Annotated in this window: 6 protein-coding genes; 3 read left to right on the top strand and 3 right to left on the bottom strand. The window is 41.9% G+C overall.

Features of this window, described 5'->3' with window-relative positions; translation table 11 throughout:
* The 3 genes from KK060_RS24035 to KK060_RS24025 all read left to right on the top strand — a co-directional run.
* Positions 1 to 2436: tandem-95 repeat protein (locus KK060_RS24035; RefSeq protein ID WP_254157690.1), on the top strand; the 2436-nt coding region annotated here is incomplete at its 5' end.
* A 6-nt stretch (positions 2437 to 2442) separates the two neighbouring features.
* On the top strand, positions 2443 to 3348 hold the full coding sequence (locus KK060_RS24030; protein ID WP_254157689.1) for a PorP/SprF family type IX secretion system membrane protein: 906 nt from the start codon (positions 2443 to 2445) through the stop codon (positions 3346 to 3348).
* Positions 3349 to 3354: 6 nt separating this feature from the next.
* A complete protein-coding gene (locus KK060_RS24025) occupies positions 3355 to 5754 on the top strand; it encodes an OmpA family protein (RefSeq protein ID WP_254157687.1) in 2400 nt (799 codons plus the stop codon).
* A 145-nt stretch (positions 5755 to 5899) separates the two neighbouring features.
* On the opposite strand, the gene KK060_RS24020 is transcribed toward KK060_RS24025, so the two are convergent.
* The 3 genes from KK060_RS24020 to KK060_RS24010 all read right to left on the bottom strand — a co-directional run.
* Positions 5900 to 7465: a T9SS type A sorting domain-containing protein gene (locus KK060_RS24020; protein WP_254157685.1), complete on the bottom strand. Its 1566-nt coding sequence runs from the start codon at positions 7463 to 7465 to the stop codon at positions 5900 to 5902.
* A 305-nt stretch (positions 7466 to 7770) separates the two neighbouring features.
* The gene (locus tag KK060_RS24015) at positions 7771 to 8517 is read right to left on the bottom strand and encodes a LytR/AlgR family response regulator transcription factor (RefSeq protein WP_254157683.1); all 747 of its coding nucleotides are present in this window, start codon (positions 8515 to 8517) and stop codon (positions 7771 to 7773) included.
* Between the two features lie 11 nt (positions 8518 to 8528).
* Positions 8529 to 9536, bottom strand: a 1008-nt coding sequence (locus tag KK060_RS24010) for a histidine kinase (protein WP_254157681.1), incomplete at its 5' end; no start/stop codon positions are given.

Here is a 9536-nt window from a genome sequence, read left to right as displayed (position 1 = left end):
GATGCAGCCAGTGTAGACCTTGATCCGTCTACATCAGGAACTCAGACAACGTATTCATCTAACGGAAGCTGGTCAGTTGACAACACCGGACTTGTAACTTATACTCCTGCAGCAGACTTCCACGGCACGACATCTATTACTTATACAGTAAAGGATAACAGTGGAACCCCTTCTAATGCAGGGACTATTACGATCACAGTCAATTCAGTTAATGACCAACCTTCTTTTGTAAAAGGAGCAGATGAGACCGTCAACGAAGACGATGGTGCAAAAACAATCAGTAGCTGGGCAATGTCTATGGGCACAGGTGCCATAAATGAATCTTCTGAAGTGTTAACATTCACCGTCACCAATGATAATAATAGCTTGTTTGCCGTTCAGCCTTCTGTTAATCCTACAACAGGAGACTTAACATATACACTAGCAACTGATGCCTTCGGGTCTGCTATCGTTACTGTGGTCTTAAGTGATGACGGAGGCATAACGAATGGTGGAGTGGATACTTACACAACCCAAACATTCATGATTACTGTGAATCCGGTGAATGATCGACCTTCTTTTGTAAATAAAGGAGACGAGGCGATTGATGAAGATGCGGGACTACAAATCGTCAATGGCTGGGTAACTTCAATGAATCCAGGAGCAGCCAATGAGTCTTCCCAAATATTGACCTTTACGGTTACCAATAACAATAACAGCCTTTTTTCAGTACAACCTTCAATTGATCCTTCTACCGGTAACTTAACGTATCAGACTGTTGCAAACGCTTCTGGAACTGTTACAGTAACAGTGGTTCTAACAGACGATGGAGGAACGGCAAATGGTGGCAACGATACATTTTCAGCGCAGACATTCACTATTGCCATCAACAGTGTCAACGATCCACCTTCTTTTGTCAAGGGAGATGATCAGCATGTTCACGAGGGCGATGGAGCAAAAACAATTGCCAACTGGGCCACTAATATAACTGCAGGGGAGGGGGAATCGACCCAGGTATTGACCTTTGTTGTAACGAATGACAATAGCAGTCTCTTTACAGTACCACCTTCCATTGATAAATATGGAAAGTTAAGCTATGAATTAGCTGCGGGTGTTACAGGGCTCGCAACAATCACGGTTGTATTGGCCGATGACGGAGGTACAGCAAATGGAGGCGCTGATACTTCAATTCCACAAACCTTTGTAATAGAAGTACAGCCTAAGCCAGTTAACCTTCCGCCTGTAGTATCATATATGCCATTTACACTTGGTGAGGATGGCTCATTAACTGATAATATATTCTCATCTTCTGATCTTGATCCTGAAGGCACAGCCCTGGTAATAAGTCCTACACATACAGGGCCCTCTCATGGTACAATTGATATCCATTCTGACGGGTCGTTTGTATACATGCCTAGTCCTGATTTTAATGGTATGGATGAAGTTATTGTCCAGATTTGTGATAGTGGTACACCGTCGGCCTGTTCGTTCAAAACAATTCATCTCACTGTAACTCCTGTTAATGATTCTCCTGTTGTTATAGGAACCGTTACAAATACTACCAAAGAAGGATTACCTGTAGAGGGCAAGTTAGGAGAAGGAGATGTTGATCCGGATGGAGCGCTTTCGTACAATACTATCCCTGTAATTTCACCTTCACATGGAAGCATTGTTATACAACCAGATGGTTCTTACGTATATACACCTGTCCCAGGATTTATAGGAACAGAAACAATTGTAGTAGAGGTATGTGATAATGGCACTCCAGCGTTCTGTACAAATAAAACACTTTCTATTAAGGTAGATGCCTCAAAAGATACAATTGCTCCCCTAGCTTCTGCGGACGCAGCAACAGCGAGCGTGGGTAATGAAGTGCTTGTTAACGTAGCAAACAATGATACAGATGCCACCGGAAATCTTGATCCTTCCCGTGTAGACCTGGACCCTCTAACAGAAGGAATTCAGCAGTCCTTGGTGCTTCCCGGAAAAGGAACAGTAACTGTAGACGCAAAAGGCAATGTCATCTTTTTGGCTGAGCCCGGGTTTGTAGGAAACTTATCAGTCGCGTATACAATAGCAGACGACGCAGGTAATGTTTCTAATACAGCACTTATTAACATCACAGTAGAATCGAATCTGCCTCCTGGAGTTATCGTACCCAATGCGTTCTCTCCTAACAATGACGGGCAGAATGACCTGTTTATTATTGAGGGAGCAGAACAATATGACGTTACTCTTTATGTATACAACAGGTGGGGTAATATTGTGTATGCGAGTAAGCACTATAAAAATGACTGGTCGGGCGTAGCAATCAATGTTCAGGACCCAGGTAACGCCACGAGAATTTCAGGGACAAGCGATACCTCTAAATTGCCCGAGGGGACATACTTCTATGTGGTAGAATTTGCAGGTGATCATTCTAAACATTATTCAAGTTTTGTAGAACTCAGAAGATAAAATTTAATGAAGAAATTAGTTTTAGCTCTACTCTTAGCGCTAGGTTTTTGCATGGACGCATTAGCGCAGCAGGACGCCATGTATTCGCAGTATATGTTTAATATGCTTTCCGTTAATCCCGCCTATGCGGGAAGTCGGGATGTTCTCAGCGCTACTGCAATGAAGCGTTGGCAATGGGTAAATATGGATGGTGCTCCGGAAACACTTACATTCACTGCCGACATGCCGGTATGGCATGAAAAGATTGGGTTGGGAATTTCTTTTGTGAATGACCAGATAGGGGTAACGAAAAACAGCAGCTTATATACGAGCTATTCCTATCGCATACGCTTTCTTAGCGGTGGTACCCTTGCATTTGGTCTTCAGGCTGGATTTACCAATATGAAAGCAAATTATTTATCCCTGTATACCACGACAAGGAACGATCAGGTGTTCATGGAGAATATTAATGAATGGCTTCCCAACTTTGGAGCTGGTGCTTACTACAGTACAGATAATTTTTATGTAGGACTCTCTGCTCCTCATCTTATTAATAACACAATAATAAAGGGAACGGAATCTGTTCAGAAACAACACTTCTTCATTACGGCTGGATATGTATTCCGAACTTCGGAAGTTGTCTCTTTGAAGCCGTCCCTTCTTTTCAAGTATGTCGACGGGGCACCACTTGAGGGGGATGTAAATATTAATGTTTGGTTTCATGACAAGGTAGCTGTAGGTGCTTCATACAGAACAGGCGATGCAGTGGTTGCGTTGGCAGAGTTTCAAATAAATCAACAGCTGCGTTTTGGATATGCCTATGACATGACGCTTACAAGAATAAAAGCATACAGTTCCGGAAGCCATGAGATCATGCTCCGTTATGAGTTTGGCTATGCTAAAAATAAAATTCTTACGCCACGGTATTTTTAATAGACTATGAACAGGTTTTCTTTTATATACAGTAGGGTCAAACTTGAAATATCAGTCCTTTTAATTCTGCTGTTCATTTCTTTGAATGCGAGTTTGTATGCACAGAAGCTGACGTTGAAAGAAGCAGACAGGTGTTATGCGCATTTTCATTTTGCATCAGCTATTCCGCTTTACGAATCCTGGGTGTTGCATCACCCAGAGGATATTGAAACAAAGAAAAAACTTGCCGACTGCTATCTTAAGATCAATGATTCTAAAAACGGAGAGCGCATATACTCTGAGCTTGTGAAAAATGATGCAGGTGATCAGGAGCGTGTTCTTAATTACGCGCAGATGCTTGAAATGAATGGAAAATATACGGAGGCTTCCAAATACTTTAAGTTGTATAAAAAGGATGGTGGTGATGCAAGGGGAGAAAGGTTTATAATGGCGTTAAGCAACATTGAAAATTTTTACAGGGACTCCGCGGACGTAGAAATAGATTATCTCTCCATTAATTCTTCCCAGGAAGATTTCAGCCCCGCTTTTTATAAGAAGGGTCTTGTATTCTGTTCGGCACGAAATCGCGGCGAGGGGATCAGAAATACCTTTAACTGGAATCACAGTACTTACCTGGATCTCTACTACGCTATCGATACAACATCTATCACCGAGGCAGAATATAATATAAATGCATCCAAAAAAAGAAGAAGACAATTTTACAAAGACCATCATAGCGACGAAACTGATAGAACAAGTAATGATAGCCGAACATTGGGATATTATTATAAGTCGGCCTACATAGATTCTCTGCAGCTAATGGCGCATGGAGTAGTCGCTTTCAATAAAAAGCTGAATACGAAATACCATGAAGGACCTCTTGTGTTTTCTAAGGACGAAGAGTATTTTATATTCACGCGTAACAATTATTACAAGGGGAAATATCGTACAGACAGTACAGGAATAAATAGACTGAAATTATACATCGCCAATAAGGTTAACGAGGATTGGGATATAGTGGAGTTTCCGTATAACAGCGATAAATATTCAGTAGGGCACCCTGCACTAAGCCCTGATAACAAGATTCTTTATTTTGCTTCAGATATGCCGGGAGGCAAGGGAGGATCTGATATCTGGTATTGTGTGTTAAAGGACAACGGGTGGAGTAAGCCAGTTAACCTTACAGCGGTGAATACAGAAGGGCAGGAAGTGTTTCCTTTTATAGATCAGCAGGGCGATATTTATTTTGCTTCCAATGGTTGGGCCGGACTTGGTGGTCTTGATATCTTTTATCTTCGTCTTTCGAATATCAGCTCCATGTTACCCTATAATGTTGGCTATCCAATTAACTCGATGAAAGATGATTTTGGTCTCATTGTAAGATCCAATGGACGCAGCGGGTATTTTACTTCATCCCGTAATGGTGATAAAACTTCAGATGATATTTTTGCTTTCAAGAGCAAACAAAAGCTATTCAGGGGATTTTCAATTGCGGGTTTGGCAACAGAGGAAAGAAGTAATAAGCTCTTGGAAGACGTTGCTATTGTACTCTTAGATGATAATAATAATGAGATAGGACGTACAACTACTGATGCAAACGGGGCGTATAATTTTGAAGTCGAGCCCAACAGAGCTTACCTATTAAAAGCCGAAAAGAATGATTATCTGTCTTTCAATAAGGAAATATCAACTGCGGGGATAATACCAGGTAAACCCTCCAAATTTGATATTGTTCTTCCTCGAAAAGGTGTTTATGTTATATCATGTCGTATTGTAGACAGGAAGACAGAGAAATTACTGGATAGCGTAAAGGTAGTTCTTACAGACGCAGCCTCCGGAAAGAGACTTTATGTAACACCAGAACCTGCAAGCGGAGCGTTCTCTTTCATCGTCCCAGATGTCAAAAATGGTGATCCTTGTAATCTTATTTTGCGTATCTCACGAAAGGACTACTTATCGAAAGTAGTTAGTTACCAGGGCTTCTTTGAGGAGCCTGCCGAGTTGAAGCTCCAGGATGTCATGGATGTCAGAATGGACAAAATAGATTTGGGCACGGACATTGGTAAGTTGGTAAAGATCAATCCTATTTACTTTGATGTAGGTAAAGCAATTATCCGTGCAGATGCAGCAAAAGAACTTGACAAGATCGTTCAGGTAATGATGGAAAACCCAGGGATGAAAATAGAATTAGGATCGCACACAGATTCCAGAGGAAGCGATGCCGCTAACCTCAATCTCTCAGACAAAAGGGCGAAAGCTTCCGCAGCCTACATTGCGAGTAAGGGAATTATGGAAGACCGTATCGTGGGCAAAGGCTACGGCGAATCGAGACTTGCTAATAACTGCTCTAATGATGTTAAATGCTCTGATAAAGAACATCAGCTCAACCGGAGAACAGAGTTTCTGGTAATTGCCATGGGTGAATAGCATTTTTTAATTGAAGCGATGTCTGACTATCTCTAAACCGTGTGACGCGTGTTTACCGTTTTTCATGGATGGATCGAAGTTCGCGGTTCTGAGTTGTTTAAAGTTCAGATTTAAGGTTGTCCAGTTTTTTTTAGCTTCTGTTCGCTTATAACTTAATTACTTTTTTGACCGTTTTAAAACCGGGCTTCCCGACAATCAGGAAGTAAATTCCACCCGGTAAAAAAGAAAGGTCCAGGCTGTCACCTGACGTAATGTTGCCTGTAAATGCGTAAACCTGTTGCCCGATTGCATTTATAACGTCTATACTATACGACGCATCGCAGTCGTCCTGAACGTTTATTGTTATACTGCCAGACGTGGGATTCGGGAATACGACCAATGCGGAAGCTTGATTGCATACTGCACTGGATTGGATACCGTTGAAATAAGATTGCATAAAATTGGGTAGACCTATTGCGGTTTTACCATTTCCAAATGCAAACTTTTTGCTACGGATGTCCGCATCGAAGCCGGGTTCATTGGGTCTGTTGATCACGACAAGAATATCATCTTCTCCTGAGTCAACAGAAGGGTCGTTGGATGATATATACAGTCTGCCGTCTGGGGCCAGCGCCATGCCTTTTTCAGCGTAAGACCAACCATCCATTATTCCTGATGGGGGAAGATTCGTTTTTGGATTGTTGACCACAATACTTTTTCCCGAGGCAGCAATGATACCTGGATCGCCCGAGGAAAGGTCGTACTGCAAAATGATGTCGAGGAATCGCGTATCTGTGGCCCTGCTATCCGAAGTAACGTAGAGCTTTGAATTATCAGGTGAGAAAGATATGCCAAACTGGCCGGCGATATTCCCCAGGTTAATATAATTGCTTAAAGTGCCGTTTGATGCATCGAAGTCAAAAAGATCAAAGGGACGTTCCTCAGAAAAGATTGCAGCCGCTATTTTTCTTCCATTTGGAGAGGCTTTTAATTCGCCTCGTACTTCATCCCTGAAGTAGATAGCTCCATAACCGCCATGTACGCTGCCTATCGTTGTTGTCACTGTTTCCACAATGTTCGCTTGCGACAAGTGGTGCGCGAAAAATGAATTATTCCTCCAGCCATGCGTGATTATCCAATGGCCTGTACCATTTGCATGAGGAACTGCCGTGAGTTTTTCCGTAACGTTATATTGCACAAGCTTATTACTTTGGTCATTCACAACGTTTCCCATACCCACATCTAACGTCATGTCTATTAAATAGTACAACAATGCCAATCCACTGTCATCGTCTGCAAGATTTTTCATAACAGGCGCATTCAGGCAATTGTAGACGTTCGATGGCGGAGCATCTTCCGGATAAGGCCTGATACAAAAAACGTGGTACTGGTTGGGATTCGACATGGACGGAATGATGATGGCAGGTTGTGTCATCCTTGAAAAGCAGTTGGAGGGAAGCGTATGATCATTTTGCATCATCTCATGTTTCCTGTTCCAGAAGTTTCGTCCATCGGTGTAGAACAATAATTCACCAGTTATGCGATCAGACATGACCGCTGTTCCTCCGTCAGCCATCGTTGATCCATTATTAACGGGGTCAGGCTCCCGCGAATCAAAACGCAATCCACAGTGAAGACCAAAATACCAGTTTGTTGCCTCCTTTTGGGCAAAGGAATGGCTTGCCATGAGTAAGCAAAAGAACAGGAAGGAGAATCCAACGTTTTTCACCATAGCAGAGGACTGTATGAATTATTTAATAACGCCCTTGTTTGAAAATTATTAAGTTGAAAAGCATTTAAAGTGGCGACTTAAGAAGCATCGCCAAATTGGGAGGGTAGAGCAGCATTAACCAGTAAGCGTGACCAGGTTGCCCGCTGTTAATTAATTTGCTTTATCTTTCTTGGGAATGAACTAAGCACATTGGATAGCGATCTTTTAACTTTTCTAGTGCTATAATAATGTAATTTCGAAAGAGTATGACCTGAACAAACAACATTTTCAAGCCATTAAGTTGTACGATCACAGGGATAAGTATTTCAAACATCAAAATTGCTCAGAAAATCTGCTTTTTTGCGCTGTGATACTTCCAGTTGCGTGCCATCTTGCATAATTACATAACCACCTTTTCCCTTGACGTAGCTTTTTATAAAATGCGTATTAATCATGATGCTATGGTTAATGCGGTAAAAATTCTGGATTGAAAGTATTCGCTCATAAAATCCAATGTTCCGCGAGGATGTTAATTTTGTTTTATTGTTGAGGTAGAATGTGGTATAAGCATTGTCTGACTTGCACCAGATAATTTCATTCGGGTCTACAAACTCATAGCCGGTAAGTGTAGCGATACTCAATTTCTTTTCCTGGTCTTGACGTTTAAGGGTATGTATAAGAAGGTCGACAGTTGCAGCGTGGTTCTTGTCCCATAATCTCTTGCGCACGCGCTCAACAGCCAATTCAAACTCTTGTATACCGATAGGCTTGAGAATGTAGTCAATTGCTGCAAAGCGGAAAGCTTCTAACGCATGACTTTCATACGCAGTCACCATCACCAGTTCGAAGTTGCGATGCGTAAGTTGCTGCAAGACATCAAAACCTGTTCCGTCAGCAATTCGTATGTCCATGAAAACTACCTGCGGCGACACATTTGCGATAAGCTCTATCGCGTTATCTACATGGCTTGCCGTTCCACATAGCTGAAAGTCCGGAGCATATTGCCCGATCAGCTCCTCGAGTACATATAGGCTTTTTTCTTCGTCTTCAATGATAACCGTTTTTCTTTGCATGACTTATTTTTTTACAGGGGAAATGACAATTGAACAATAGTTCCGCTTTCTAAAAGACCTGCAGCCATCTTATCCGTTATTTTAACACTGATTTTTCTTTCCTGGGTATCGTTAATTGTTCGGATGCGCGCAGCGGTGATCGAAGTGCCCATCGATATATAATCGTTCGTAAATGCTTCGTTCTTCTTCGCCATAATGCCTGGCCCGTTGTCTTCAATGAAACATTCAATAAACGAGTTTGCCTGCATAAACCGGACTACAACCAATCCCAACCGGTCTTTAAGGGGAGACACACCATGCTTTATTGCGTTTTCTACGTAGGGTTGGACAATCATAGAAGGTATATGGAGTATGTCTTGTTGCACCTCTTCGGACACGATAATTTCATATTCCAAACGATTTCCCATCCGCAGTTTTTCAAGTTCGAGGTATAGTGAAAGTATCTTTAGCTCTTCACGCAGAAGGATAGTTGAGCTCGTACTATGTTGTAGATTTTGACGAATCAGCGTTGAAAACTTATGCAAATATGTGCTGGCGCTCCTGATATCTGACCTGACTATGTGGTATTGAATGGATGCAAGACAATTGAATATAAAATGAGGATTGATCTGTGCCTGGAATGCCTTCATCTCTAGCTCATGCATTTTTTTTCTGCGTTCGTATTCACGCTCTTTTTTTTGTTGCTGTTTTTTGTGGAAAAGGTAAAAACCGGTAGCGAGAAATGAGGCAATAGTCAAATAGTTAAACCATATAAATCTATCGGATTTCCAGAAGGGCGGAACGTTTACTATTGTAATCCGTTTCGACGAAGTACTTTTTTCTCCCCAGCGGTCTACTGCCCTTACTTCGAGTGTGAATTCTCCAAACGGCAACGCGGTAAATTCAATCGTGCTGTTGAAGAGCTTGTTCCACCGGACATTAAGTTCTTTCAATCTGTATTCGTAGTGCACGCGTCTGCCACTGTGATAGGAGATACCCGCCAATTCAATACGCATGGTATTCTCAGGGTACTTTAATAT

Origin of the sequence: Chryseosolibacter indicum (genome assembly GCF_018598585.1) — a bacterium.
GTDB lineage: Bacteria > Bacteroidota > Bacteroidia > Cytophagales > Cyclobacteriaceae > Chryseosolibacter > Chryseosolibacter indicus.
Note: the sequence above shows the minus strand (reverse complement) of the source record. Positions and strands in the feature narration are given on the sequence as shown.